Source organism: Actinoallomurus oryzae, assembly GCF_039541955.1.
GTDB classification, from domain to species: domain Bacteria; phylum Actinomycetota; class Actinomycetes; order Streptosporangiales; family Streptosporangiaceae; genus Actinoallomurus; species Actinoallomurus oryzae.
Genome location: NZ_BAABHF010000016.1, coordinates 1 through 26,079, shown reverse-complemented (window position 1 = coordinate 26,079; position 26,079 = coordinate 1). Strand labels below are relative to the sequence as shown.

Here is a 26,079-nt window from a genome sequence, read left to right as displayed (position 1 = left end):
TCGGGTCAGGCCAGTGTCGCCCGGACGGCCTGCCAGGCGGGGTCGCCGAGGAGTGCCCGCCACGAGGTGAACAGGTCGAGGAGCTCGGCGCCGAACCGGGCGCGAAGGCCGGGGTTCGCCCGCATGACGTCCAGTTCGTTCGCGGCGGTGAGCTCGGCGAAGTCCCGCCGCAGGGGGAGCGGTGGCCGCAGCACGGCGCCCGTGAAGCGGTCCCGGAACGCCCCCTCGGGGTCGGCGAGACCCGGGTAGGAGAAGCGGCGGTCGCAGCCGGCGTAGAAGTGGACGAGTCGTTCGGCCTCCTCGCCGACGAGGGCGGTCAGCTCGTCCCGGCGGTCCGGGTCGCCCAGCGCGGTGGCGAAGCCGTCGGTGCCGTAGAAGGCGTGGCACAGCCCGGCGAGCCGTAGCGCCGGCCGCGCGCCCCACTCCGCGAGCAGCGCGTGGACACGCTCCAGATGGGCGAGCAGGGTGCCGCCCGGATGCGCGATCTCGGCCGCGCCGCGCGAGGCCAGCGTCTCGACCACGGTCGCGAGCCATGGCTCCTTCCCGGTCGCGTCCGGTTCGGGCTCGTCGGCGGGGCCGGTCGGGCGGTCGTGCATGGTGCGTCCTCACTGACGGGTCGGTCGGCGCCCGCTCGTGGCGCCACCGGCGCCGGTGACCGTACGCCCCGGGGTCGCCGGACGGCGCCGGGCGGCGCCACGAGCGGGTTGCCGCCACGGTCACGGGCCCTGGGGCCCGGCCGCTGCGGCCATCCTCGAAGCCGGGCACGCTCCGAGTCAATTCCTGGCTTTCCTGGGAATGACCCAAGGGATAGCTTGGGTCGGTGACCCTCGACGACCTGCGGGTGTTCATCGCCGTGTACGAGACCGGCAATCTCAGCGCCGTCGCCCGCGCCCATTCGTGCACCCAGTCGGCGGTGAGCCAGCACGTCAGACGCCTCGAGCGGGAGACCGGCGTGGCCCTGATCGAACGGAGGCCCCGCGGTGTGGCGGCGACCCCGGCGGGACGGATCCTGTACGAGGCGGCGCTCGGCGGCATCGGCGCCCTCGACGTCGCGCTCCGGCGGCTCGGCGAGCTCCGCGACGGCCACGGCGGCACCGTCAGCGTCACCACGGGCGGGGTCACCGTGCGCCACTTCATGGCCGGCGCGATCTCCGCGTTCCGCCGCCGGTACCCGCACGTGAGCCTGGAGTTCCATTCGGCCCAGTCGACGCGGCGATGCGTCGAACTGCTGCACAGCGGAGGGGCCGACCTGGCGTGGGTCACCCTCGGCCGGCCGCTGCCCCAGATCAGGCAGCGGCCGGTGGTCGACCTTCCCTGGGTACTGGCCGTCCACGCCGACGACCCGCTGGCCGCGCGGGAGTCCCTGGAACCCGCCGACCTGGCGGCCATCCGCTACATCGCTCACCCGGAGAACTCCGCCTCCCGGCGCCGCCTGGAGGAGGACTTCATCCGGCTGGGGGCCGGGCCGCCCACCCCGGTCGGCGTGGCCGACTGGGACACCGCGGTGCTGCTCGCCGAGCTCGGCGTCGGCCACGCCATCCTGCCCGCCCTGCCCCGGCTCGTCACCCCGCCCGACAGCCCGGTCCGTACCGTTCCCATCCCCGCCCTGACCCCGCTCACCGTCGGCTGGGCCGTCCGCCAGTGGAACGTCCTGAGCCCGCTCGCCACCGAGTTCGCCGAGCTCGTCGCCGCCGACAACGGACCGTGCCCTGGCGGGGATGAAGGGAGGCCGGGAGCGTGAGGAGAACACCTCTCCGGTGAACACCCGCGGACGTGTCCGCGGACGCTCAGCCGCCCGTGCGCCGGCGCAGCGCGTACACGCCCGCGGCCAGGGTGCCAGCGCACAGGGCGGCGGAGCTGAGGCCGAGCGACCAGTGCACGCCGATGGCAGAGGCGGCGAGGCCGACGGTGAAGCCGCTCCCGGCCCGCAGCCCGTTCGCGGACATGCCGTACAGGCCGATGATCCGGCCGCGGTCGGCGGCGGAGGCGCGCAGCTGCACGACGGTCTGCCCGATCGACATCGACGCGAGGTTGGCCACTCCGCCGGTCACCAGCAGCACGACGGCGAGCGGGTAGTGGGTGGTGACGGCGAAGAGCAGGCTGCTCACGCCGTAGACCAGGGTGCTGACGACGGCGGCTCTGGCGGTCGGCCGGATGCGGCCGGTGACCTCCAGCAGGATGCCGCCGATGACGCCTCCCGCGCCGCTGGCGAACAGCAGGACCCCGTACGCCGTCCCGGCGCTGCCGGTCCCGAGGTCATGGGCGAAGATCGGCATCACCGACTGCAGCGAGGCGCCGACGAAGAACGACCCGAGCCCGGCCAGGATGATCATGCTGACCATGGTGTGGTCGGAACGGACGTCGCGCAGCACACGCATCGAGCCGAGGATGCCGACACGCGGTCGGGCCACTCCCTGATCCCGGGTGTGCCCGGTGAACCGGGTGCGGAACAGGAACAGGGTCAGTGGCAGGTAGAACACCACGTTGGCGAAGATGCCGGCGGTCGGGCCGAGGCCGAGGAGCAGCGCCGAGCCGACGACCGGGCCGAACAGGATGCCGAGGCTGCGGAAGGTCGCGTTGAGCCGTACCGCGCTGGGCAGCTCGGCGCGGCCGGCGAAGTCGTGCAGCATCAGCTGTTCGGCGGGCGACCACAGCGAGCCCGCGCACCCGTGCAGCACGAGGAGCAGGCAGGCCTCCCACACCCGCAGCGACCCGGTGAGGAACAGCACCCCCCAGCTGATGGACACGAACATGAACAGCGCCTGCGCGCCCTGGATGAGACGGCGGCAGTCGTACCGGTCGGCCCAGGAGCCGAACAGGACCGACAGCAGCAGGAACGGCACCCAGTGGCTGATGACCTCGAAACCGGTCAGCGCGGGGGAGTGGAACTTCTGCCACAGCACCCAGTACGTGATGACGTGCTCGATGTTGTCGGCCATCATCGCCAGGGCGGCGCCGAACAGGTACGGGCGGCAGTCGCGGTTGCGCAGAGCCGCGAACCTCGGCACCGGCGCCGCCGCCGTGTCGCCCGGTCCGGGCGGGGGGACGACGGCCGTTCGGTCGGTGCCGGCTTCGGGCACGTGGGTGGGGATACCGCAGGCGGCGCACATGGGGATTCCTCGGGCGAACGGTCGGGGGGAGAGCGGATGGGCCGCCGCGGCACCGGGCGGCGCTCCCAGTTACGGTTCACGGTGACTCGTAAGTGAATCTACCATAACGAGACACTGTGCCTCGCTACACTCGTGGTGTGGTCCTCAACACAGACCCGGCCGCGCCCGGCGCCCGTACGGGGCGTCCCCGCAGCGAGCGCGCCCGCCGGGCGGTGCTCCACGCGGTCGATGACCTCCTCGTCGAGGTGGGCTACGCGGCGATGACGATGAAGGGCATCGCCGAGCGGGCCGGCGTCGGGCGGCAGACGGTCTACCGGTGGTGGTCGACCAAGGCCGAGATCCTGCTGGAGGCCTGCCTCACCGACGCCCGTGAGGAACTCGCCGTCCCGCCGCACCCGACCCCGGCCGGCGACCTGCTCGCCTACCTGACCGTACTGACCGAGTTCCTCACCACCTCGCCTCCCGGGCTCGCCTATCGGGCCCTGATCGGCGAGGCGCAGCACGATCCCGCCGTACGCGAGCTGGTCCACGGCGCCGACCTGTTGACTGAGAGCGCCCGGGGCGTGCTCGACCGCGTCCGCCGGAGCGCGCCGGACATGCCGGACACCGCCCTGAGCGCCGCACAGCTCACCGGCCCGGTCGTCACGCGCGTCCTCACCACGCCGGCGCCGCTGCCGGCGCCGCTCCTGGAGGCCCACGTCGCGTCGCTCCTACGCGCCTGGGGATGCTGACGAGCGGGGATGCGACTTTCGGCAGTGTCGGGCGGCTCGCGGCATTCCGTATCGTCGCGTTCGTGAGACGACCGAACATCACGCGTTTCGTCAGGTCAGGGGCCGTGCTGCCGGTGACCGCGGCGGGCGCGGCCGGCCTGAGCGTGCTCGATCTGTGGTGGGTCCCGCCGGCGATGCTGCTGTCGTTCCTGGCGGGGTGGCTGCCGGACCGGGCGCGGGAGGCGGTGGTGGTGTCGTCGGCCACGGTGGTGGCCGGCGGCGCGGCGGTGTACGCCGTGCCGTCCTGGCCGGCGCTGGGCGAGCGGTTCGTGCTCGTGCTGGCGGGCGCCGCGATGCTGCCGTGGTTCGCCGGGCGCTTCTGGCGGCAGTACCGGGCGCTGGTACGCGCCGGGTGGGAGCGGGCCGCGCACCTCGAACGCGAACAGCGGCTCGTGGCCGAGCAGGCGCGGCTGCGTGAGCGGGCCCGTATCGCACAGGACATGCACGACCTGCTCGGCCACGAGCTCAGCCTGGTGGCCCTCTCGGCCGGCGCGCTCAAACTCGCGCCCGGCCTGCCCGACGAGCACCGCCGGGCCGCCGGGGACATCCGCGCCCGTGCCGCCGCCGCGGTGGACCGCCTCGGCGAGGTGATCGGCGTCCTGCGGGAGGACGCCGACACCGGGCCGGCCGCCGTCGAGGGGCTGGTCGAGAGCGCGTCGGCGGCCGGGCTGACGGTCACGCTGCGCACCGAGGGCGAGCCTGGCGCCGTGCCGCCGGTCGCCGAACGCGCCGTGCACCGGATCGTCCAGGAGGCGCTCACCAACGCCGCCAAGCACGCGCCCGGCGCGGCCGTGACGGTGCGGATCGCCTACCGCGCGACCGGCACCGAGGTCGGAGTGGAGAACGGGGCCGCGGCGGACCGCGCCGCGGCCGCGCCGGGCGTCGGCGGCGGGTACGGGCTGGTCGGGCTGGAGGAGCGAGTCCGGCTCGCGGGCGGCTGGATCACCTACGGGCCGCAGGGGGACGGTTTCGCGGTCACCGCCGGTATCCCGCACGCTCCCGGCACCGCGCCGCCGCCGATGGACGCGGAGCCCATGGGCGACGTGCCGGGGGAGCATCGCCGTGCGCGACGCCGGCTGAGCCGCACCACGCTCGCGGCCGTCACGGTACCGCTGGCCGCCGTCGTCCTGCTGGGCGCGGGACTGCGCGGATGGGACCTGCTGCTGGTCCGCGCGGCGGTGCTGCCCGCCGGCGACTACGCCCGCATGCGGGTCGGGCAGCAGCGCGCCGAACTCGCTTCCGTCCTCCCCGAACGCCGGCTGCCCGACCGCCCGGCCGGCGACGTCCCGGCCGCTCCGGGCACCCGGTGCGTGTATTACGCGATGACCGCGAACCCCTTCGACGACCGCTCCGGTGACGCCTACCGGCTGTGCTTCCGGGCGGGACGCCTGGTGTCCAAGGAGGTGAACGCCCAGTGATCCGGGTGCTGGTGGCCGACGACGAGCCCATGGTCCGCCGGGGCGTGCGGGCCGTGCTGGCCACCGACGGCGGCATCGAGGTGGTCGCCGAGGCCGCCGACGGCCACCGGGCGGTGGAACTGGCGCAGCGTCACCGCCCGGACGTGGCCGTCCTGGACATCCGCATGCCGGGCGTGGACGGCCTGCGCGCCGCCGCCGAGATCCGCCGGACCGTCCCGGCGACCGGCGTCGTGATGCTCACGACCTTCGGCGAGGACGATTACATCCTGCGGGCGCTCGGTGACGGCGCGGCGGGCTTTCTGATCAAGTCCGGTGAGCCGGAGGAGCTGATCGCCGGCGTCCGCGCGGTCGCCGACGGCGCGGCCTACCTGTCACCCAAGGTCGCCGCCCGGGTGGTCGCCCATCTCGCGGCCGGGGGCGCGGGCGCCCGAGCCGAACGGCGCGCCTCCGCCCGCCGCCGGGCCGAGGCGCTGACGCCCCGGGAACGGCAGGTGCTGGCCTTCCTCGGCGCCGGGCTGACCAACGCCCAGATCGCCCGGCGGCTGCACGTGGTGGAGGGGACGGTCAAGGCGCACGTCAGCTCGATCCTGGCGCGGCTGGCCGTCGACAACCGCGCGGCGGCCGCCGTGGTCGCGCACGAGGCGGGCATCGTCCCGCCACCCGAGCCGTTCGGCTAGCGCGCCCAGCGGCGGGGTGAACAGCAGCACCGCCGCGGTCGCGGACGCGGCGCCGAGGGCCGCACCGGCCAGCACGTCGTGCGGATAGTGCACCCCGGCGGCCACCCGGGCCACCGCCACCGCCGCGCCCAGCGGCAACGTGACCACGGCCAGCCGGGGGCGCAGCACGGCCAGCCCGGCGGCCAGCCCGAAGGCCAGGGTGGCGTGGTTGCTCGGGAACGACCAGTCTCCCGGGGCCGGGCAGCCGGCGACCGCCTCGGCGCCGCGTACCGCCCGGCACGGCCGCTCCTCGTCCACCACGAGCTTCAGCGCCTCGCTGGCCGCGTACGCCACGGCGGTGCCGGCGACGAGCAGGAACGTCCCGGCGGCGTGGTGGGCGTCGCGACGGCGCACGGCCGTCCACCCCGTCCACACCACGGCCAGCACGAGCACGAGCAACAGCCCTTCCGCGGTCAGGTCCGGCAGTGAACCCGCCCACGAAGGGGCATCGGCGGCCGCGCCGCTCAGCGCCCGGTACACCGACACCGAGGCCCCGGCGGTCACCCGTACCGGCCCGGCCTGGCCCAGTCCGCCCGGGTACAGCAGCGCCACGGCCATCGCCCCCGCCACCAGTGCCGCCGCCGCGGCGAGCACCCGGTGACCCACGTTGTACTGAGATCGCGATTCCATGCCCGCGACGCTAGGGACGGCGGCCCGCCGGCACCCGAGCCGAACGACGACCCCGCACCCCTGACGATCGTCCGGCTTGACACTCCACCGCGCCGGGCGGTCGCTCACGTCTGGTGGAGGCGTTCGCCGCGGTCCCGGCGCGGCGGCCCTGACGTCTCGGCGTCCCGGGGGGTGGGGCCAGCACCACCCCGGATGCGGGGTTACACGAACCCCGGTACGGGGGCTGACCGGCTGGGACGCCGCTCCCGCCGTTCCTACGGTTTCAGTCAACTGATCACGGCGTCCGCGCTCCCGGAGGGGCGGGGTGCGTCCGGAGCCGTCCCGAGGAGATCTCGATGACCCTGACACCCGACGTGACCGTGGCCCGGAGCGGGTTCGCGCCACTGGTCCAGCAGATCCGCGCCCACGGGCTGCTGGAACGCCGCCGCGGCCGCTACGCGTGGCTGATCGGGCTGGACGTGCTCGCCTACGCCGCGGTCTGGGGAGCGGTCGCGTTGGTCGGCGCCTCGTGGTGGCAGGCGGTGCTGGTGCTGCCGGCCGCCCTGTTCACGACCCGCCTGTACTTCGTCGGCCACGACGCCGGGCACGGGCAGATCGCCGCCACCCGGAGGGCCAACCGGCTGCTGGGGCTCCTCGTCGGGAACCTCGGGCTCGGGCTGAGCTACGGCTGGTGGACCGACAAGCACAACCGGCACCATGCCAACCCCAACCACCAGGACAAGGACCCGGACGTCAGCCCGGGTGTCCTCGTCTGGTCCACGGACCAGGCGGCCGGCCGCCGTGGGGCGTTCGCCCGCTGGTTCACCCGCAACCAGGGCCGGCTCTTCCTCCCGCTGCTGCTCCTGGAGGGCATCAACCTCAAGGTGAGCAGCGTCCGTCACGTCGTGAGCCGCTGCCGTCGCGGCGACCGGCGCGGGCAGGCGTGCGCGGAGGCACTGCTGCTGTGCGCGCACTTCGGCGCTTACCTCGGGCTGCTGTTCACCGTGCTGTCGCCGGGCGCGGCGATCGCGTTCGTCCTCGCGCACCAGGCGCTGCTCGGCCTCCACCTCGGCTGCGCGTTCGCCCCGAACCACAAGGGCATGCCCATGCCGGGGCCGGGCGAGCGCTGGGACCACCTGCACAAGCAGGTCCTGACCTCCCGCAACGTCCGTGGGGGCGCGCTGACCGACTGGTTCCTCGGCGGGCTCAACTACCAGATCGAGCACCACCTGTTCCCGAGCATGCCGCGCCCGCACCTGCGGCGCGCGCAGCCGCTCGTGCGCGACCACTGCCGTTTCTCCGGCCTCCCCTACACCGAGGAGGGCCTCATCGAGTCCTACGCCACGGCGCTCCGCCACCTGCACGACGTCGGTAGCGGGGCGAAAGCCGTCTGACCAGGCGAGATACCATGGGATGGCCTGCGAGTCCGCCCAACGAGGGAACGTCCGCGATGGGTGCCCTCTGGCTCCTGGCGGTCGTGGCGATCGTCCTTTGGATCATGTCATCGGGGCGCTGGTCCTCCTGATCGACATCTTCGTCGGCGGCCTCCGGTTCCGCCGCCGGCGCGGTCCCCGCTCCGCGCGCTGACGGCGCGGCCCACACGTGGGGGGGCGGGGGAACGGGAGACCAGATGAGCCGCGAGCCGGCCCTGTCCCACGCTGAGGGGTGTCTCATCGGCCCGCTGTCCGGATTCGCGCACGGGATCTACGAAAGACCGCCGAGGAGCGCGGCGAGCCGCCGGAAGACGCCGGGCGCCGCGCCCCTGAGCCGGGCCGGCGCCTCCAGCCATCCCGGCACGTACACCTCGGGCCGCTCGCGCTCGACCGCGCCGACGATGGCCCGTGCCACCCGCGCGGCCGGCACGGGGACCGGGCGGGCCCGGTCGTACGGCGCGCCGCGCCGGTCGAAGAAGGGCGTGTCGACCACGCCGGGCAGCACCACGGACACGCCGACGGCGGTCTCGGCGCGCAGCGCCTCGGCGAAGGCGATCAGGCCGGCCTTGGCGGCGGAGTACACCGCCTCGCCCGGCACGCCGACGACGCCCGCGATCGAGGCCACGAAGACGACGTGGCCGCGGCCCCGCGCGACCATCCCCGGCAGCAGCAGCCGCGTGAGCCGCATCGGCGCGGCGAGGTCGACCGCCAGCAGGTCGTCGATGGTCCGTTCCGGCATGGTGGCGAACGGCCCGGCCCAGCCCGCCCCGGCGTTGGCCACGAGCACGTCGACCGGCCCCGCCTCGGACGCGAGCGCCGCGGCGCCGGTCGTCAGGTCGGCGGCGACCGCCCGCCCGCCGGTCTCGGCGGCGACGGCGTCCAGGGCCGCGCGGTTCCGCCCGGTCAGCAGCAGCCGCGCCTGGGCGCCCGCCATCGCCCGCGCGGTCGCCGCGCCGATGCCGGAGGAGGCGCCCGTGATCAGTACCAGGCGATCGTCGAGCCTCATGAGCCGATCCTGCCCACCCGCGCGACGATGCTCACGGACCGGTTGACCGGCGGGCCGGCCCGATGAAGATCTTTTTCGCACTGGCGGCGGCCTGCCTCATCGGGATCGGCTTCGTCGCCCAGCAGCACGCCGCCTACCGCGAGCCGCTCGGCGAGATGCTGCACCTGAAGCTGCTCAGTCACCTGGCGCGCAACCGGCTGTGGCTGCTGGGCATCGCCGCGATGGTCGGCGGCCAGGTGCTGGGCGCGACGGCCCTCGACGAGTCCGACCTGGCCTCGGTCGAGCCGATCCTGGCCACCAACCTGCTGTTCGCGCTGGTCTTCGCGCACGTGCTCTACCGCGAGCCGCTGAACCGCAGGGTCTGGCAGGGAGGACTCCTCGTGACGGCCGGGTCCGGCCTGTTCCTCGCCTTCGGCCGCCCTCACGCCGGGCGACCACCGGGCCCGGCGTCGACCAACTGGCTCATCGCCGCGATCGTCATCGCCCTCGTGGTGATCCTCGTGCTGCTGGCGCGGCCACGGTCGCTGCGTACGAAGGCCATGCTGCTCGCCGCGGCCGCCGGGATGCTGTGGGGCGTTCAGGACGTGCTGACGCGCGGCTCCCTGCTCGTGCTCGGGCACGGCGTGGGCGGCCTGGTGCGGAGCTGGCTGCCCTACGGGATGATCCTCGTCGCGGTCGCCGGGCTGCTGCTCGCCCAGAGCGCGTTCGACGCCGCCCCGCTGCGGATCTCGCTGCCCGCCGCGACCGCGGCCGAACCGCTGATCGGCATCGTCCTGGGCATCCTGATCTTCTACGAGCGCGTCCGGACCACTCCGGAGGCCCTCGCCGCGATGGTCATCGGCCTGCTGATGATGGTCGGCGGCATCGTGGTCCTCGGCCGGTCGCCGTACCTGGGCAAGCGGCAGACGGTCGAGAGGGAGAGGCAGCGATGATCGCCGTCGCGCTGGCCGTGCTGGCCGCCGCGAGCAACGCGCTCGCGTCCGTGCTCCAACGGCGTGCGGCGCGTACCGCCCCGCCAGGCCAGGCATTCCGGCTCGGCCTCATCGCCTACCTCATGCACCGGCCCGCCTGGCTCGGCGGCATCGCCGCGCTCATCGGCGGGTTCGCGTTCCAGGCCGCCGCACTCATGTTCGGGGGGCTCTCCCTGGTCCAGCCGATCCTCGTGGTGGAGCTCCCGCTGACGATGGTGTTCATCGGCCGGGTGTTCCGCGTCCGGCTGGACCACCGGTCGTGGCTGGCCGTCGGCGTGCTCACCGCCGGGCTGGCGATGCTCCTGCTGGGGGCCAGGCCGTCGGAGGGCCACCAGATCCCCGGCCGCGCGATGTGGGCGGTCGCCACGCTCGTCACCCTCGGGTTGGTCGCCCTCCTGCTGACGGCGGCGCGGCTGGCGACCGGCGCGGGCCGCGCCGCGATCCTCGGGGTCGCGGCCGGCCTGGGCTTCTCCTTCACCGCCGCGCTGATGAAGCAGGCCGTGCGGGAGGTGCAGCACCCGGCCACCCTGCTGACGACCTGGACGGTGTACGCCATGATCCTGGCCGGGCTGGTCAGCCTCTTCCTGCTCCAGAACGCCTTCCAGAGCGGATCACTCGTCGCCGTACAGCCGGCGCTGACCGTCGCGGACCCGGTCGCGAGCATCGGGTACGGCGTGGGCCTGTTCGGCGAGACCATCCGGCTGGGCGCCTGGTCGGTGCTCGAGATCTTCGCCATCGGACTGATCGTGTACGGCAGCACGCTGCTGGCCCAGTCGCCGCCGTTCCGCCGCCACAAGGTCATGGCAGCAGGCACCTGAGCAGGTCCTCGACCGGCCGCCGCTCGAACAGGGCGCCCGCCCGCCTGACCCGCCGGCCGCGTTCGAGGGGCGACCTCAGCCGGTCCAGCGCGGCGAGAAGCTCCGCGCCGTCCCGCGCGTGAACGCCCACCCCGGCACGCGCCATCGCCCGCGCGCCCGCCAGGCCGTGCCCGGGGATCGGCCGGTAGCAGATCACCGGAACCCCGGCGGCGACCGCCTCCTCGCAGGTCAGCCCGGACGCGTTGTCGATGACGGCGTACGAGGCGGACATCAGCTCCGGCACGTCCTCACGCCAGCCGAGGGCGACACAGCCGCCGGTACGGGCCAGGCGCCGGCGTAGCCGCCGGTTCTCTCCGCACAGGACGACGGGCAGGTAGCGTCCCGAGCCCGCCAGCACCCGAGCCGTCTCCTCGATCCGCCCCACGCCCCACGAGCCGGCGGTGACCAGGACACGCGGCCGGCCGTCGGATCCGACCACAGGCGTGGCGCGGGGCCGCCGGAACTCCGGCCGTACGACGGGCGCGTGACACCACGCCGGGCGTCCGGTCGCCGCCCGGACCTCGCGGACGGCGGCGGGCGTCAGGCACAGATGGCCGTCGTTGCCCGGATGCAGCCAGAGCCGGTGGACCGCGAAGTCGGTCACCATCACCAGGCTGGGCACCGGGAGACGGCCGTGTGCGCGCAGGTGCCCGGCGGCCTGCGCGGCCACGTGGAACGTCGAGACCAGCGCGGACGGCGCCCGCCGGCGGACCAGCTCCTCCAACCGCGCCGCGAGCAGGGCGGTGAACGGTGAGATCGCCGGCGCCCGCGGTGAGGTGAAGAAGACCCGGTAGATCCCGGCGTACAGCCACGGCGCGTGATGCACCGTCCAGCCGTACCAGCGGCGCATCCCACGCCCGGATCGCAGTGGCAGCAGGTCGAGGACGTCGGTCACCTCCGCGTCGATTCCCGTCGTGGCCAGGCGGCGCGCGAGCTCGCCCGCGACCCGGTCGTGCCCGGCGCCCATCCCCGCGCTCAGGATCAGCACGCGTCGGGTCGACACCGGCGATCTCCTTCCGCACACTGGAGACCGTGAGGCACGCGCCGATCGCGATCGCGGCGGCCGCGGTCGCCGCGGTCCACGTCGCGCCGGCCGCGACCTGGCTGCCGGCCGTACGCCGCGTCTTCCCCGGTCTGGCGGGGACCGGCGCCGCCGACCACGTCGCACTGACCTTCGACGACGGGCCCGACCCGCGCTCGACGCCGTGCTTCCTGGACGAGCTGCGGCGGCTCGGCTGCTCGGCGACCTTCTTCGTGCTGGGAGAAATGCTCGAACGCCATCCCGGCCTCGGCCGCCGCGTCGTCGAGGAGGGCCACGAGATCGCCGTCCACGGCTGGCGGCACCGCTACGCCCTCGCCACCCGGCCCGGCCGGACCGCGGCCGAGATCCGCGCGACCGCCGCGCTGGTCACCGCGGTCACCGGTGTGCCCCCCGCGTGGTATCGCCCGCCCTACGGTGTGCTCAGCGCCGAGGCGCTCGCGCAGGCCGGCCGGTGCGGCCTGCGGCCCGTGCTGTGGAGCGCGTGGGGCCGGGACTGGACGGCCGGCGCCTCCGCGCGATCGGTGCTGGAAACGCTGGAGCCGGACCTGCGCGGCGGAGCCACCGTCCTGTTGCACGACTCCGACCACACCTCCGCTCCCGGGGCGTGGCGGTCGGCGCTCGGCGCGCTCCCGGAGCTCGTGGGCCGCTGCCGCGCCGAAGGGCTTCGCGTCGGGGCGCTGCGGGACCACGGAGTGGCCTGACCGGTCGCCCGGAGGTCGCCGGACGCCACCGCGGCACCGGCGCGCGAATCGTTGGCCCGGACTTGGTGTCGCATTTACCATAAGCGTGCCATTCGCATCCGATAATGCGTTGTCTAAATTGGGTAATGTGCAGGGTGCTGGACTGCGTCTGAGTTTATTCGACGGCATGGCGGAGATCATTCCTTCATGCTGTCCAGCGTGCCCACCAGGCGAGACGTCGTGCGCAAGGCTCGGCACGAGAACTTTCCCGTCGCCTCACGCCTGCTGCCACGCCGTTATCGCGGCCACCTGATGAACGTTTATCGTTTCGCTCGTTCGGTGGACGATGCCGGGGACGAGACGGCACCCGCGTGGCGGCTTTCCTATCTCGATTCGATCGATGCCGACCTGACGCGCCTCTACACGGGATCGGCGCCGCGTCTGCCCTTCATCCGTGCGCTCGCCGGCACGGTCGAGGCCTGCGCGATCCCGCCGGAGCCGTTCCGCCGGCTCGTGGAGGCGAACCGCCGCGACCAGTCGGTGCCGCGGTACACGACCTTCGACGAACTGCTCGGCTACTGCGAGCTGTCCGCCAATCCGGTCGGGCACATCGTGCTGCACGTCTTCGGCCGGGCCGACCCGTCGCGGTTCGCCCTGTCGGACCACGTCTGCACGGCGCTCCAGATCATCGAGCACTGCCAGGACGTCGCCGAGGACCACGCGCGGGGCCGGGTCTACCTGCCGGCCGAGGACCTGCGCCGCTTCGGTGCCACCGAGGAGGACCTGGTCCGGGCGCCGACGCCCGTGCCGCTGCGCCGGGTCCTGGCGCTGCAGACCCGCCGCGCGAAGGCCCTGCTGGACTCCGGGGGACCGCTCGCGGCCTCGCTGACCGGGTTCGCGCGGCTCGCGGTGGCGGGGTACGTCGCCGGCGGGCGCGCCGCCGTCGCGGCCCTCGAACGGGCCGACCACGACGTGGTGGGCCGGGCTGTACGGCCCGCCACCCGCAGGCTGCTGGCCGAATGGCCGGTGGCTGCCGTGGGCCGGACCGGACTGGGACGAAAGGCGGCACGGTGACCACGGCCGAGGCCTACCGGCACTGCGAGCAGGTCGTCCGCGAACGGGCGCGCAACTTCGCCTACGGCATCCGCCTGCTGCCGCCCGCCAAGCGCCGCGCGCTCAGCGCGGTGTACGCCTTCGCCCGCCGCATCGACGACATCGGGGACGGCAACGGGCCGGCCGCCCAGCGGCTGACGCGCCTGTCCGAGGCCCGTATCGCGCTGCGCCGGCCCGAGCCGCACCCGGGCGACCCCGTGCTGATCGCCCTGTGCGACGCCGCGCGGCGGTTCCCGATCCCGATGCGGGCCTTCGAAGAGCTGATCGACGGCTGCGCGGCGGACGTCGAGGGCGTGTCGTACGAGCGGTTCGGCAGCCTGCTGGCCTACTGCCGGTGCGTCGCCGGGTCGGTCGGGCGGCTGTCGCTCGGCGTCTTCGGCACCTCCGACCCCGACACGGCCGAGCCGCTCGCGGACGCGCTCGGCGTCGCGCTGCAGCTCACCAACATCCTGCGCGACATCCGCGAGGACCGGCTGGCGGGCCGCATCTACGTGCCCGCGGAGGACCTGGAGCGGTTCGGGTGCACGCTCGACATGGACGGGTCCGGGGAGTTCACCGACCCGCCCGACCGGCTCGCCGCGCTCGTGCGCTTCGAGGCCGAACGCGCGCGCACGTGGTACGAGCACGGTGACCGGCTGGTGCCGATGCTCGACCGCCGCAGCGCCGCCTGCACCGCGGCGATGGCCGGGATCTACCGGCGCCTGCTGGCGCGCATCGCCGCCGACCCGGCCGGAGCGCTCAGCACCCGCCTGTCGCTGTCGCGTTGGGACAAGACGATGGTCGCCGCGCGCTCGCTCACCGGAGCGCAGCTATGACCGAGGGAATCGGGAACGCGCCCCTGTGGTCACCCCTTCCGGCGAAGGAGGGCTCATGACCGAGCGAAGCGAGGGAATCGAAGACGCGCCCCTGTGGTCACCCTCCCCGACGAAGGAGGACTCATGACCGGCCGCGTCGCCGTCATCGGCGGCGGGCTGGCGGGCATCGCCGCCACCCTCGCCGTGGCCGAGACGGGCCGGCCAGTGACGCTGTACGAGGCGCGCCCGCGGCTGGGCGGCGCGACGTACTCGTTCGAGCGGGACGGGCTCACCGTCGACAACGGCCAGCACGTCTTCCTGCGCTGCTGCACCGCGTACCGGACCCTGCTGGAGCGGATCGGCTCGGCCGGGCACGTGCGGATCCAGGACCGGTTCGACGTGCCGGTGCTCGGCCCGCACGGGCGGTCCGCGCGGCTGCGGCGCGGACGGCTGCCCGACCCCTTCCACCTGCTGCCGGCCCTGGCCCGCTACCCGCTGCTGCCGGCCGCCGCCCGGCTGCGTGCCGTACGCGCCGCCGTGGCGCTCGGCCGGGCCGACCCGGCCGATCCCGCGCTCGACGCCATCGACCTGGACACCTGGCTGGCCGCCCACGGGCAGGACGGGTCCGCACGGCGCCTGCTGTGGGAGCTGTTCGCGGTGGCCGCGCTCAACATCGGCATGGACCAGGCGGCCGTGGGCCCGGCGGCGATGGTGTTCCGCACGGCCCTGTTCGGCCGCGCGGACGCCGCCGACATCGGCGTGCCCGCCGTCCCGCTGGGCGACCTGCACGGCGTGCCCGCCCGTGCCGCCATCGAGGCCCGCGGAGGCGAGGTGCGCCTGTCCGCGAAGGTCAAGGCCATCGAACCGGGCCCGACGGTGCTCCTGGACGGCGTACGGGAGGAGGCCGCGGCCGTGGTGGTCGCCACGCCGCACCGGCAGGCCGCCGAGCTGGTCCCGCGCGAGGCGGCGCCGGACCGCGACCGGTGGAGCGGCCTGGGCGCCAGCCCGATCGTGAACGTCCACGTGGTCTACGACCGGCCGGTCACCGAGCTGGCGTTCGCCGCCGTCGTCGACTCGCCGGTGCAGTGGGTCTTCGACCGGACCACCGTCGGCGGCCCGGACCGCGGCCAGTACCTGACCGTCTCGGTGTCGGCGGCACGTGACTGGATCGACCGGCCCGCGGCGGAGGTCCGCGCGGTCTTCCTGCCGGCGCTCGAACGGGTCTTCCCGGCCGCACGCGCCGCGCGCGTCACCGACTTCTTCGTCACCCGCGAGCGTCACGCCACCTTCCGGCAGGGGCCGGGCAGCGGCGCGCTCCGCCCGTCCCCCGCCACCCGGTGGCCGGGGCTCTACCTCGCCGGCGCGTGGACCGACACCGGCTGGCCCGACACGATGGAGGGTGCCGTGCGCAGCGGCCTGACCGCCGCCGCCCTCGTCCGGCGGCACCTCGAACGGAACGGACCGTCATGACGGGCGACCTGTCGGAGTCCGTCCAGGCCGCGCGGCGGGTGGCCGAGCCGGTGCTGCGGGAGGCCGTCGCCCGGCTCGACCCGCTCACCGCGCGGGTGGCCGGCTACCACCTCGGCTGGAACGACGCGGAGGGCCGCCCGGTGCGCACGGGCGGCAAGAGCCTGCGGCTCACCCTCGCGGTACTGTCCGCGCGGGCCGCCGGGGCGGACCCGCTGCGCGGCGCGACGGCCGCGGCCGCCGTGGAGCTGGTGCACGCGTTCTCCCTGCTCCACGACGACATCATGGACGACGACCGCACGCGGCGGCACCGGCCGACGGCCTGGGTGGTCTTCGGCCGGTCGGCCGCCATCCTCACCGGTGACGCCCTGCTCATCCTGGCCATGGACCTCCTGCTCGAACAGGGCACCCGCGGCGCCGTCGGCGCGGCCCGCTGCCTGAGCGCCGCCACGCAGCGGCTCATCGCCGGGCAGGCCGCGGACCTGGACTTCGAGCGCCGGCAGGACGTCGGGGTGGAGGAGTGCCGCCGGATGGCGGCCGACAAGACCGGGGCGCTGCTGGCCTGCGCCTGCTCCATCGGCGCCCTGTTCGTCGAGGCGCCCCAGCCGCTGGTGACGGCGCTGGCGGCGTACGGCGCCGAGCTCGGCATGGCCTTCCAGCTGTCCGATGACCTGCTCGGCATCTGGGGCGACCCCCGGACCACCGGCAAACCCGCCCTGTCGGACCTGCGGGCGCGCAAGAAGACCCTTCCGGCCGTGGCCGCGCTGACCGGCGACACCGTCGCCGGCCGGCGGCTGGCCGAGCTGCTCGGCGGTTCCGGGCGCCTGTCCGAGGCGGACCTGCGCGAGGCCGCCCAGCTCATCGACCAGGCCGGCGGCCGGGCATGGGCCGAGAAACAGGCCCAGCACCACCTCGACGCCTCCGAACGCATCCTCGGCGGCACACCGATGCCCGCCGACGTACGCGCCGAGTTCTCCGACATCGCCCGCTTCATCACCTCTCGGGACCACTAGATGACCACTTCCCAGACTTCACTCCAGACCTCGCACCCGGCCGCCCGTACGCAGGCCGCCCTCGACGCGGCGACCGACCACCTTCTCGACCTGCGGTCCCCACGGGGCTGGTGGAAGGGTGAACTGCAGACGAACGTCACGATGGACGCCGAGGACCTGCTCCTGCGGGAGTTCCTCGGCGTCCGTACCCCGCGCGAGACGGCGGGGGCGGCCCGGTGGATCCGTTCGCAGCAGCGCGAGGACGGCACGTGGGCGAACTTCCACGGCGGCCCCGGCGACCTGTCCACGACGATCGAGGCGTACGCCGCGCTGCGGCTGGCCGGCGACGCGCCCGACGCCCCGCACCTGCGGGCCGCGCGCGACTTCGTCCACCGGGAGGGCGGGATCGAGGCGAGCCGGGTGTTCACCCGGATCTGGCTGGCGATGTTCGGCCAGTGGTCCTGGGACGCCCTGCCCGTTCTGCCGCCGGAGCTGATGTTCCTGCCGCCGTGGTTCCCGCTCAACGTCTACGACTGGGCGTGCTGGGCACGGCAGACCATCGTGCCGCTCACCATCGTCAGCGCGCACCGGCCGGTGCGTCCGCTGCCGTTCGACCTGGCCGAGCTGCGGACCGGCCGTCCCGCCGCCCGGCGGCCCGCGCCGGGCTGGGAGACGGCCTTCACCGCGCTGGACCGCGCGCTGCACCGCTACCAGCGGCGGCCCCTGCCGGGCCTGCGCCGGGCCGCCCTCCGGCGCGCCGCCGAGTGGATCGTGGCGCGTCAGGAGGCCGACGGGTCCTGGGGCGGGATCCAGCCGCCGTGGGTGTACTCCCTGATCGCCCTGAGCCTGGAGGGCTACGACGTCGACCACCCGGTGATGCGGAACGGGCTGCGGGGCCTGGTCCGGTTCACCATCGAGGACGAGCAGGGCCGTCGCCTGGAGGCCTGCCAGTCGCCGGTCTGGGACACCGCGCTGGCCATGAGCGCCCTGCTGGACGCCGGTACGCCCGGAGACCATCCGGCCCTCGTCCAGGCCGCCGGGTGGATGCTCGGCGAGGAGATCCGCGGCCCCGGCGACTGGTCCGTACGCCGGCCGTCGCTGCCGCCGGGCGGGTGGGCGTTCGAGTTCGACAACGACGGTTACCCCGACACCGACGACACGGCCGAGGTGATCCTGGCGCTGCGGCGCGTCGCGCACCCGGACGCGCGTCCGGCGATCGAGCGCGGCGTGCGTTGGCTGTCGGGCATGGCGAGCCGCGACGGAGGCTTCGGCGCGTTCGACGCCGACAACACCCGCACGCTCTGCACCAAGCTGCCGTTCTGCGACTTCGGCGCCGTCATCGACCCGCCGTCGGCCGACGTGACCGCCCACGTCGTCGAGGCCCTGGTCGCCGAGGGGCACGCCGGGGAGCCGGTCACGCGCCGCGCGGTCACCTGGCTGCTCAAGGCGCAGGAACCGGACGGATCCTGGTACGGCCGCTGGGGCGCCAACCACGTCTACGGCACCGGAGCGGTCGTCCCCGCCCTCGTCGCGGCGGGCATCCGGCCGGGCTCCGCGTGCGTACGGCGAGCCGTCACGTGGCTGGAGGCGCACCAGAACGACGACGGCGGCTGGGGCGAGGACCTGCGCTCCTACGACGACCCCGCATGGGTCGGGCGCGGCGCCTCCACCGCCTCACAGACCGCCTGGGCGCTGATCGCCCTGCTCGCCGCGGGGGAGCGGGGCCCGGCCGTCGAACGGGGCGTGGCCTGGCTCGTCGACCACCAGAACGACGACGGCACCTGGGACGAGCCGTACTTCACCGGCACCGGCTTCCCCGGCGACTTCTACATCAACTACCACCTGTACCGGCTGGTCTTCCCGATCAGCGCGCTCGGCCGCTACCTGCGGGCGGTCGAGTCCTGATGCGCCTCCTCGTCTGCGCGCCGCTGGCCGTGGAGGCCCGCGCGGTACGCCACGGTCTGCCCGTCGGGCCGCCGGAGGCCCTGGTGATCCGGACCGGTCTCGGGACCCGCCGCGCCCCGTACCTGCACGGCTGCGACGCCATGGCGGTCACGGGCTTCGGCGGCGCGCTGGACGCCACGCTCCGGCCGGGCGACGTCCTCGTGGCGACCGAGGTCTGGTTCGACGACCGCCGGTTGCCGTGCGCCGCACCCGAGACGCTGGCGTGCGAGCTGGCGCGGCTCGGCGTCCGCGCGCAGACCGGGCCGCTGATCACCACCGGCCACCTGGTGCGGGAGCGCGAGCGGCGGCGCCTGGCCGGTACCGGCGCGCGGGCGGTCGACATGGAGGCCGGGCCGCTCGTGGCCGCCGCGGACGGCCGTCCGGTGACGGTCGTGCGCGCGATCGTGGACACGCCCGGCCGTCCGCTGCTGAGCCCCGCCGCCGTCACCGGCGGCCTGGCCGCCCGCCGTACGTTGCGCCGCATCGGGCCGGCGCTGGTGAACTGGGCGAAGGCCGTGCACCTCACGGCGGCGGCCTCCTCGGAGAAGGGCGGTCCGTGATGGCAATGCCGCTGCGCCAGGCGGTCCGCGTCGCCGCGTACATCCTCGGTCAGAAGCTCCGGCGGCGGGCCAAGTACCCGCTGCTCGTCGAGCTGGAGCCGCTGTTCGCCTGCAACCTCAAGTGCGCCGGCTGCGGGAAGATCCAGCATCCCGCCGACGTGCTGCGCCGGCGCATGCCGGTCGAGCAGGCCGTGGCGGCGATCGAGGAGTGCGGCGCGCCGATGGTCTCCATCGCCGGCGGGGAACCCCTCATGCATCCGCAGATCGGCGAGCTGGTCCGCGAGCTCGTCGCCCGCAGGAAGTACGTGTTCCTCTGCACGAACGCCCTGCTGATCCCGAAGAAGCTCGACGAGTTCACGCCGTCGCCGTACTTCGCCTGGACCGTGCACATCGACGGGCTGCGCGAACGCCACGACGCGTCCGTCTGCAAGGAGGGCGTCTTCGACGACGCGGTCGAGGCGATCCGCGAGTGCCGGCGCCGCGGCTTCCGGGTCACCACGAACACGACGTTCTTCAACACCGACAGCCCGCAGTCGGTGATCGAGGTGCTCGACTACCTCAACGACGACCTGCGGGTGGACGAGATCATGATCTCTCCGGGCTACGCGTACGAGAAGGCGCCGGACCAGGAGCACTTCCTCGGGGTCCAGCAGACGCGCCGGCTGTTCCGCGAGGTGTTCGCCCAGGGCGACCGCCGCCGGTGGCGTTTCAACCACACGCCCCTGTTCCTGGACTTCCTCGAGGGCAAGGTGGACTTCCCCTGCACGGCGTGGGCGATCCCGTCCTACTCGCTGTACGGGTGGCAGCGTCCCTGTTACCTGATGGCGGACGGGTACGCCTCCACGTACCGGGAGCTGGTCGAGGACACCGACTGGAGCCGTTACGGCCGGGGCAACGACCCGCGGTGCGCCAACTGCATGGCCCACTGCGGATATGAACCGACCGCTGTCTTCGCTACGCTCAGCTCTTTGCGCGAGTCGCTGCGAGCCCTGAGACAGACGTGAGCCGGGACGGTGCCAGACCGCCGTTGATCAAGATGGGACGCCTGGGCTCTACTATGTCGATGGGTTTAACCGACAATGCGGGGGGCCTGTGGACGCCGACCGGGAAACGCTGGAAGCGGAGCTGCGCGCACTCCAAGAACGGTCCCGCAAGGTGCGGGACGAGCTGTCGGCCGTCGCGATCGAGGCCAAGAGCAACGACGGGCTGATCGAACTCACGGTCGGCGGCCACGGCCGTCTGCACGCGCTCATCCTCGATCCCCGGGTGAAACGCCTCGACGTGGAGGAGCTCGCCGGGCGCCTCGTCGAGATGACGAACGACGCCCTCGACCTGCTCCAGCACGAGACGGCGGCCAAGATGCGCGAGGCGTTTCCCGAGTTCACCGCCGAGTCGCCGTTCGGCGAGCAGGAGGGCCCGTGACAGCGCTGAGCGGAGTGCGCCTTGCGGGAGGATTTCACCCGGGTGAGCTCTTCGTCGGCGGGAACATCGCGCTCCTGGTCTTCTCCATGCTGGCCACCCCGTACCCCGAGGGCGACCCCGCCCGGGCGCGTCAGGCGGGCCAGGTGTGGGCCGATCTCGCCGGCGACGTCCTGGACTGGGGGCGGAACGGCGACGACGCCGCGCACGCGATCACGACGAACAACGCGGGCGAGGGCGTCGAGGCCTTCGCGAAGTTCTGGCACAAGTACGCCGCCCCGGACGCTCCGGCCAGAGGCGAGGCGACGCGGCTCGCCGACCTGTGCCGGCGCATGAGCGAGGCCTGCGAGGAGTACGCGTCGCTCGTCGAGAAGGCGCAGCACACCTTCGCCACCATGGCGTGGGCCAACTTCGCGAGCGCGATGTTCATCACCACGTTCCCCTGGCAGGCGGGCGCCGCTTACGAGATCACCCAGTTCCTCATGCGGCGAGCGGAGGCCGGGATCCTGGCCAAGCTGCTGGAGAGCGCGATCGCCCGCACGCTGCTCGCCAAGCTGACGGAGTACTCCATCGGCAGCGCGTTCTTCGCCGTCGGCGACGTCGCCGTGATGGACGGGGTCAAGGCGCTGCGGGGCGACGACGTCGGCTCGTGGGGCGACAACATCGAGGAGGTCATGAAGGAGTTCCTCGCCTCCGTCGCCTTCTACGGCGTGTTCGACGTCGCGATCAAACCGGTGAGCGCGATCACCAGCAACAAGGACGTGCAGTACTTCGTCTCCCGGCTGGCGGGCGGCTCCATCGGCTACGGGCCCACCTACGGCGCTCTCAACGGCAAGAGCGGCGACGACCTGGTCCCCACCGCCAAGGACACGACGCTGCGGGTGCTCCTCTACGGGACCATGGCGCACAAGCCGGCCGGCTGACCCGACCCGACCCTCCAGGAGGACCCGCCATGACACCGCTGCCCCCGGTGCCGCCGACCCACGTCACCGTCACCCCGTGGGACACGCCCCACAGCACGCTGACGGGCATCGCCCAGGACCTGTACGAGGACCCCTCCAAGTGGCGCGACATCTACGAGGCCAACCGCGCCGTCATCGGCGACGACCCGGGGGGTCTCCGGGTCGGCATGCGGCTCGCCCTGCCGCCCACGGAGGTCCACCCGGGCTACATTCGCTCCGTCGCGGGCGCGCTGCACGACGAAGGCGGTGAGATCGGCACGAAGCTCGCGGCGGCGCGGAGCGCGCTGGACGCCATCGGGAACTTCTGGGGCGGTGACGACCTAGGAACGAAGTTCTACAAGGGCGCCGAGGGTCGGACCGGCTATGAGACCTCGGCCGCGCGCGCCCTCGACGGCGTCACCGCGTTCGCGGACTTCTACCGCAACGTCGCCGGGGGCCTGCGCGACATGGCGGACCGCCACGCCGGCACCGAATGGGAGAACACGGTCCGCGTCCTGGAAGCCGCCCTGCGGGCCGCCGAGCAGTAGCACCCACCGCGGCCCGGCGGCGGATGACCCGGTCACCCGGCCCGTGGCCGGGCCCGCGCGGCTCGGTATCGTGGCGAGTCCCGAGCCGGTCGGCGGCCGTGTCCGTCCGGTGAGGGCAGACGACCGCCGGCGCCACGGCCCGGACCGGACGAGCACAGGAAAGAGGCGCCGATGGGGGAGCCGAACGAGCATGCCGAGCCGCAGGCGGTGCTCAGCCCGCTGACCAGGGCGGCGATATTCCTGGTGGTGACGATCGACCCGGGCGGGGAGTCCGCCGTACGCGAGCTGCTGCCCGACCTGGCCGGGCTGCGGCGCTCGATCGGCTTCCCGGCACCGGACGACCGGCTGAGCTGCGTGACGGGCATCGGCTCGGAGGCGTGGGACCGTCTGTTCGGCGGGCCGCGTCCCGCCGGGCTGCACCCCTTCCGGGAGCTGACCGGCCCGGTGCACCACGCGGTCTCCACGCCGGGCGACCTGCTGTTCCACATCCGCGCCCAGCGGCACGACCTGTGCTTCGCGCTGGCGACGCAGATCATGAAGCGGCTGCGCGGCGCGGTGACCGTGCGCGACGAGGTGTACGGCTTCAAGTACCTGGACGTCCGTGACCTGCTCGGCTTCGTCGACGGCACCGAGAACCCGGAAGGGCCGGAGGCGGAGGACGCGGTGCTGATCGGCGAGGAGGACGCCGACTTCGCCGGCGGCAGCTACGTCATCGTGCAGAAGTACCTGCACGACCTCCAGGCGTGGAACGATCTGACGGTCGAGGCGCAGGAGAAGGTCATCGGCCGTACGAAGCTCGACGACATCGAGCTGGACGACGACGTCAAGCCGGCCGACTCCCACGTCGCGCTCACCACGATCGTCGACCCCGACGGCACCGAACGCCAGATCCTGCGCGACAACATGCCCTTCGGGTCCGTGGGACGCGGCGAGTTCGGCACGTACTTCATCGGTTACGCCCGCACGCCGGACGTCACCGAGCGGATGCTCGAGCGCATGTTCCTCGGCGACGAGAACGCGAGCCACGACCGGATTCTGGACTTCTCCACCGCCGTGACCGGCACCCTGTTCTTCGTCCCGAGCGCCGACCTGCTCGACGACCCGCCCGGCCCGCCGGAATCGCCCGGGTCGCGGGCCGGCGTCGAGACCCGGCCCACGACCACCGAAGTTTCACACGACGGCTCGCTGGGGATCGGCGACCTGAAAGGAACGATCACGCGATGAACAACCTGCACCGCGAACTCGCCCCGATCTCCTCCGCCGCCTGGGCCGACCTGGAGGAGGAGGCCCGCCGGACGTTCGAGCGCCACGTGGCCGCCCGCCGGATCGTCGACGTGCCCGAGCCCGGAGGCATCGAGCTGTCGGCGGTGGCGACCGGTCACCTGGACGACGTCGCCGCGCCCGCCGAGGGCGTCATCGCCCGTACGCGCCGGGTCCAGCCCATCGTCGAACTGCGGGTGCCGTTCACGGTCGACCGCCGGCAGGTCGACGACGTCGAGCGCGGAGCCAAGGACGCCGACTGGCAGCCTGTGAAGGACGCCGCCCGCCAGATCGCCTTCGCCGAGGACCGCGCGGTCTTCGAGGGATATGCCGCGGCCGGCATCACGGGCCTGCGCGCCGGCTCGTCCAACCCGGCGATCACCCTGCCGGACGACGTCCGCGACTATACGGACGCCGTCAGCCATGCCGTGAGCACCCTCCGCCTGGCGGGCGTCGGTGGCCCGTACACCCTGGCGCTCAGCGCCGACGCCTTCACCGCGGTGAGCGAGACCTCCGACCACGGGTACCCGATCCACCAGCACATCGCCCGCCTGCTGGACGGGGAGATCGTCTGGGCTCCGGCCATCGACGGCGCGTTCCTGCTGTCGACGCGTGGTGGCGACTTCGAGCTGCGCATCGGCCAGGACGTCTCGATCGGCTACCTGTCGCACGACGCGACCAGCGTCGAGCTGTACTTCCAGGAGTCGTTCACCTTCCTCGCCTACACGAGCGAGGCCGTCGTCCCGCTCCGCGGCGCGTGAGGTCCGCCGTCCACTTCGTGAGACGGCGGGCTTGCCCCTGACGTGCGGGTCAGGAGTTAACGTGCGGCGCTTTCTGTCGCGCGTTCTCCTGAGGAGTGAACGATGTCCGAACACCCCCGTACGTCACGTGAGGTGCGTCTCGCCGCGGCGCCGTCCGGGATTCCACGGCCGGAGGACTTCACCGTCGCCGAGGTCCCGGTTCCCGAGCCCGGACCCGGCGAGGTGCTGGTCAAGAACCGCTTCTTCCACGTGTTCGCCGCGCTGCGCACGCTGATCGGCGGAAGCGTCGAAGGAGCGCCGTTCGCCGGGCTGCGCCCCGGCGACCCGCTGTTCGGCCCGGCGATCGGCGAGGTCGTCACGGCCCCGTCCGGCGCTGGCCTGCGCCCCGGTGAGCTGGTCGCGCACTGGCAGGGCTGGCGTGAGTACGCCGTCCTGGACGCGGGCGAGTGCGAGCCCCTCGGCGACACCCTGCCGGACCCGGTCGCGCACCTCGCCCAGGCCCGTACCGCCCACGGCGCGCTCACCCGCGCTCAGGTGCGGCCCGGCGACGTCGTGTTCGTCTCCGGCGGCGCCGGGTCGGTGGGGTCGATGGCCGGCCAGATCGCCCGGCTGCTCGGCGCGGGCCGGGTCGTCGGAAGCACGGGCTCCCCGGCCAAGGCGGAGCGGATGGTGACCGAGTTCGGCTACGACGCGGCCGTGGTCCGCGGCGCGCGCCCGCTGGAGGAACAGCTCGCCGAGGCCGCACCGGACGGCGTGGACGTCCTGTTCGACAACGTCGGCGGCGAGGACCTGCGTGCGGCCGTGGCGGTGGCCCGCCAAGAGGCCAGGTTCGTGCTGGTCGGAGCCTTGTCGGGGCAGATGTCCGAACGAGGCGGCGGTACGACGGCCCCGGTCGAACTCGACTCGTTCGCGCTCATCGTCAAGCGGATCTCGATGATCGGCTACAGCGACCCGGGCCGGGCGGACGCGGACGGCGAGTGGCTCGACCGGTTCGCGGGCTGGCTGAGCTCCGGTGAGATCGTCTTCCCGTACGTCCGCGTTCCGGGCATCGAGAACGCGCCCCGGGCGTTGCACGACATGATGAGCGGGCGGCACCTGGGCACGGTCGTGGTGGCACTGGAGGACTGATGCGGATCGGCGACGCGGCGGCAGCGGCGGGGACCACGCCCCGCGCTCTGCGGTTCTACGAGCAGAACGGGCTGATGCCGCCGCCGCGGCGCACCGCGACCGGACAGCGGGAGTACGGACCGCGCGACGTGGCCCGCGTCCGGATCATCCGCCAGCTGCTCTCACTCGGCCTGACGGTCGCCGACGTCCGCAGCTTCGCGGACCGCCTGGACGCCGTCGAGAGCGATGCCCTGCCGCCGTACGGGGATCCGGCCGCGTGCGCGGGCTCGGGAGTCGTCCAGCGTCGTATCGCCGCGCTGGATGAGGAGATCACCCGCCTGACCCGTATCCGCGACAACCTCGCGGCGCGCGTCACTCCGGCCGAGGCCCGCACCTGACGGACGCCGGTGCGCTTCGTGCCGGATACCGGTCATGAAGACGAGGACCGGCGGGTGTCCGGTGCGCCGCTGCGCACCGCGCCGGACACCGGCCGGTTCGAAGACGACGACTGACAGTGATGATGTAGATGAGCGCCTCCCGGCCGGGTCTGACCCAACGACT

At 73.8% G+C, this 26,079-nt stretch carries 27 protein-coding genes and 1 pseudogene; 23 read left to right on the top strand and 5 right to left on the bottom strand.

Translation table 11 applies throughout. From position 1 onward, the window contains the following. Nucleotides 1-5: 5 nt before the first annotated feature. Nucleotides 6-596: a DUF6817 domain-containing protein gene (locus ABEA10_RS10815; protein ID WP_345461096.1), complete on the bottom strand. Its 591-nt coding sequence runs from the start codon at nt 594-596 to the stop codon at nt 6-8. 224 nt (nt 597-820) lie between these two features. Between ABEA10_RS10815 and ABEA10_RS10810 the strand changes: the two genes are divergently transcribed. Next, complete coding sequence (locus ABEA10_RS10810; RefSeq protein ID WP_345461093.1) at nt 821-1,741, top strand: LysR family transcriptional regulator; 921 nt, start codon at nt 821-823, stop codon at nt 1,739-1,741. A gap of 46 nt (nt 1,742-1,787) precedes the next feature. On the opposite strand, the gene ABEA10_RS10805 is transcribed toward ABEA10_RS10810, so the two are convergent. Further along, complete coding sequence (locus ABEA10_RS10805) at nt 1,788-3,110, bottom strand: MFS transporter (RefSeq protein WP_345461090.1); 1,323 nt, start codon at nt 3,108-3,110, stop codon at nt 1,788-1,790. Nucleotides 3,111-3,247: 137 nt separating this feature from the next. On the opposite strand from ABEA10_RS10805, the gene ABEA10_RS10800 reads away from it, so the two are divergent. The 3 genes from ABEA10_RS10800 to ABEA10_RS10790 all read left to right on the top strand — a co-directional run bounded on the left by ABEA10_RS10800 (nt 3,248) and on the right by ABEA10_RS10790 (nt 5,975). Next, complete coding sequence (locus tag ABEA10_RS10800; protein WP_345461087.1) at nt 3,248-3,841, top strand: TetR/AcrR family transcriptional regulator; 594 nt, start codon at nt 3,248-3,250, stop codon at nt 3,839-3,841. Nucleotides 3,842-3,903: 62 nt separating this feature from the next. Continuing rightward, nucleotides 3,904-5,298 carry a sensor histidine kinase gene (locus tag ABEA10_RS10795; RefSeq protein ID WP_345461084.1) on the top strand — a complete coding sequence of 465 codons (1,395 nt, stop codon included), beginning with the start codon at nt 3,904-3,906 and terminating at the stop codon, nt 5,296-5,298. Next, complete coding sequence (locus ABEA10_RS10790) at nt 5,295-5,975, top strand: response regulator transcription factor (RefSeq protein WP_345461081.1); 681 nt, start codon at nt 5,295-5,297, stop codon at nt 5,973-5,975. Before ABEA10_RS10795 ends, ABEA10_RS10790 begins: the two co-directional genes overlap by 4 nt. An 81-nt stretch (nt 5,976-6,056) precedes the next feature. Here ABEA10_RS10790 and ABEA10_RS51065 read toward each other — a convergent pair. Next, a pseudogene (locus ABEA10_RS51065) lies at nt 6,057-6,272 on the bottom strand (phosphatase PAP2 family protein); the annotation flags it as partial. Here ABEA10_RS51065 and ABEA10_RS10785 point away from each other — a divergent pair. Together ABEA10_RS10785 and ABEA10_RS10780 are read left to right on the top strand one after the other, a co-directional pair. Then, nucleotides 6,184-6,615 (top strand): hypothetical protein, encoded by a 432-nt coding sequence (locus tag ABEA10_RS10785; RefSeq protein WP_345461078.1) that lies wholly within the window; start codon nt 6,184-6,186, stop codon nt 6,613-6,615. The pseudogene ABEA10_RS51065 and the gene ABEA10_RS10785 sit on opposite strands and share 89 nt — an antisense overlap. A 364-nt stretch (nt 6,616-6,979) precedes the next feature. Then, entirely contained in the window at nt 6,980-8,017 is a 1,038-nt protein-coding gene (locus tag ABEA10_RS10780) for a fatty acid desaturase family protein (RefSeq protein ID WP_345461075.1), read from the top strand. Nucleotides 8,018-8,327: 310 nt separating this feature from the next. Here the strand turns inward: ABEA10_RS10780 and ABEA10_RS10775 are convergent, their stop codons facing one another. Continuing rightward, a complete protein-coding gene (locus tag ABEA10_RS10775) occupies nt 8,328-9,062 on the bottom strand; it encodes an SDR family NAD(P)-dependent oxidoreductase (RefSeq protein WP_345461072.1) in 735 nt (244 codons plus the stop codon). Between the two features lie 62 nt (nt 9,063-9,124). Here ABEA10_RS10775 and ABEA10_RS10770 point away from each other — a divergent pair, with 62 nt between their 5' ends. Next, nucleotides 9,125-9,994, top strand: a complete 870-nt coding sequence (locus tag ABEA10_RS10770; protein WP_329261333.1) for a DMT family transporter — start codon at nt 9,125-9,127, stop codon at nt 9,992-9,994. Continuing rightward, nucleotides 9,991-10,851, top strand: coding sequence for a DMT family transporter (locus tag ABEA10_RS10765; protein WP_345461059.1), 861 nt, complete (start codon nt 9,991-9,993; stop codon nt 10,849-10,851). Before ABEA10_RS10770 ends, ABEA10_RS10765 begins: the two co-directional genes overlap by 4 nt. Here the strand turns inward: ABEA10_RS10765 and ABEA10_RS10760 are convergent. Beyond that, nucleotides 10,832-11,893, bottom strand: coding sequence for an MGDG synthase family glycosyltransferase (locus tag ABEA10_RS10760; protein WP_345461056.1), 1,062 nt, complete (start codon nt 11,891-11,893; stop codon nt 10,832-10,834). The genes ABEA10_RS10765 and ABEA10_RS10760 overlap by 20 nt on opposite strands. Nucleotides 11,894-11,922: 29 nt before the next feature. On the opposite strand from ABEA10_RS10760, the gene ABEA10_RS10755 reads away from it, so the two are divergent. The 15 genes from ABEA10_RS10755 to ABEA10_RS10685 all read left to right on the top strand — a co-directional run bounded on the left by ABEA10_RS10755 (nt 11,923) and on the right by ABEA10_RS10685 (nt 25,916). After that, the gene (locus tag ABEA10_RS10755) at nt 11,923-12,633 is read left to right on the top strand and encodes a polysaccharide deacetylase family protein (protein WP_345461053.1); all 711 of its coding nucleotides are present in this window, start codon (nt 11,923-11,925) and stop codon (nt 12,631-12,633) included. A 198-nt stretch (nt 12,634-12,831) separates the two neighbouring features. Then, nucleotides 12,832-13,686, top strand: a complete 855-nt coding sequence (gene hpnC, locus ABEA10_RS10750; protein WP_345461050.1) for a squalene synthase HpnC — start codon at nt 12,832-12,834, stop codon at nt 13,684-13,686. Beyond that, a complete protein-coding gene (gene hpnD, locus ABEA10_RS10745) occupies nt 13,683-14,540 on the top strand; it encodes a presqualene diphosphate synthase HpnD (protein ID WP_345461047.1) in 858 nt (285 codons plus the stop codon). The genes hpnC and hpnD overlap by 4 nt, the downstream gene beginning before the upstream one ends. A 123-nt stretch (nt 14,541-14,663) precedes the next feature. After that, nucleotides 14,664-15,989 carry a hydroxysqualene dehydroxylase HpnE gene (gene hpnE / locus ABEA10_RS10740; protein ID WP_345461044.1) on the top strand — a complete coding sequence of 442 codons (1,326 nt, stop codon included), beginning with the start codon at nt 14,664-14,666 and terminating at the stop codon, nt 15,987-15,989. Continuing rightward, entirely contained in the window at nt 15,986-16,999 is a 1,014-nt protein-coding gene (locus ABEA10_RS10735) for a polyprenyl synthetase family protein (protein WP_345461041.1), read from the top strand. The genes hpnE and ABEA10_RS10735 overlap by 4 nt, the downstream gene beginning before the upstream one ends. Beyond that, nucleotides 17,000-18,883 (top strand): squalene--hopene cyclase, encoded by a 1,884-nt coding sequence (gene shc, locus ABEA10_RS10730; protein ID WP_345461038.1) that lies wholly within the window; start codon nt 17,000-17,002, stop codon nt 18,881-18,883. Further along, nucleotides 18,883-19,482 carry a phosphorylase family protein gene (locus ABEA10_RS10725; RefSeq protein ID WP_345461035.1) on the top strand — a complete coding sequence of 200 codons (600 nt, stop codon included), beginning with the start codon at nt 18,883-18,885 and terminating at the stop codon, nt 19,480-19,482. The genes shc and ABEA10_RS10725 overlap by 1 nt, the downstream gene beginning before the upstream one ends. Next, nucleotides 19,482-20,486, top strand: a complete 1,005-nt coding sequence (gene hpnH / locus ABEA10_RS10720) for an adenosyl-hopene transferase HpnH (RefSeq protein WP_345461032.1) — start codon at nt 19,482-19,484, stop codon at nt 20,484-20,486. Before ABEA10_RS10725 ends, hpnH begins: the two co-directional genes overlap by 1 nt. A gap of 88 nt (nt 20,487-20,574) precedes the next feature. After that, nucleotides 20,575-20,904, top strand: a complete 330-nt coding sequence (locus ABEA10_RS10715) for a YbaB/EbfC family nucleoid-associated protein (RefSeq protein ID WP_345461029.1) — start codon at nt 20,575-20,577, stop codon at nt 20,902-20,904. Next, complete coding sequence (locus tag ABEA10_RS10710; RefSeq protein WP_345461026.1) at nt 20,901-21,824, top strand: WXG100-like domain-containing protein; 924 nt, start codon at nt 20,901-20,903, stop codon at nt 21,822-21,824. Before ABEA10_RS10715 ends, ABEA10_RS10710 begins: the two co-directional genes overlap by 4 nt. 29 nt (nt 21,825-21,853) lie before the next feature. After that, complete coding sequence (locus ABEA10_RS10705; RefSeq protein ID WP_345461023.1) at nt 21,854-22,390, top strand: LysM peptidoglycan-binding domain-containing protein; 537 nt, start codon at nt 21,854-21,856, stop codon at nt 22,388-22,390. 171 nt (nt 22,391-22,561) lie between these two features. Beyond that, on the top strand, nt 22,562-23,614 hold the full coding sequence (locus ABEA10_RS10700) for a Dyp-type peroxidase (RefSeq protein ID WP_345461020.1): 1,053 nt from the start codon (nt 22,562-22,564) through the stop codon (nt 23,612-23,614). Further along, the gene (locus ABEA10_RS10695; protein ID WP_345461017.1) at nt 23,611-24,411 is read left to right on the top strand and encodes a family 1 encapsulin nanocompartment shell protein; all 801 of its coding nucleotides are present in this window, start codon (nt 23,611-23,613) and stop codon (nt 24,409-24,411) included. The genes ABEA10_RS10700 and ABEA10_RS10695 overlap by 4 nt, the downstream gene beginning before the upstream one ends. Before the next feature lie 102 nt (nt 24,412-24,513). Beyond that, complete coding sequence (locus ABEA10_RS10690) at nt 24,514-25,539, top strand: MDR family NADP-dependent oxidoreductase (RefSeq protein ID WP_345461014.1); 1,026 nt, start codon at nt 24,514-24,516, stop codon at nt 25,537-25,539. Beyond that, complete coding sequence (locus tag ABEA10_RS10685; protein ID WP_345461011.1) at nt 25,539-25,916, top strand: MerR family transcriptional regulator; 378 nt, start codon at nt 25,539-25,541, stop codon at nt 25,914-25,916. The genes ABEA10_RS10690 and ABEA10_RS10685 overlap by 1 nt, the downstream gene beginning before the upstream one ends. The last annotated feature ends 163 nt before the right edge of the window (nt 25,917-26,079 follow it).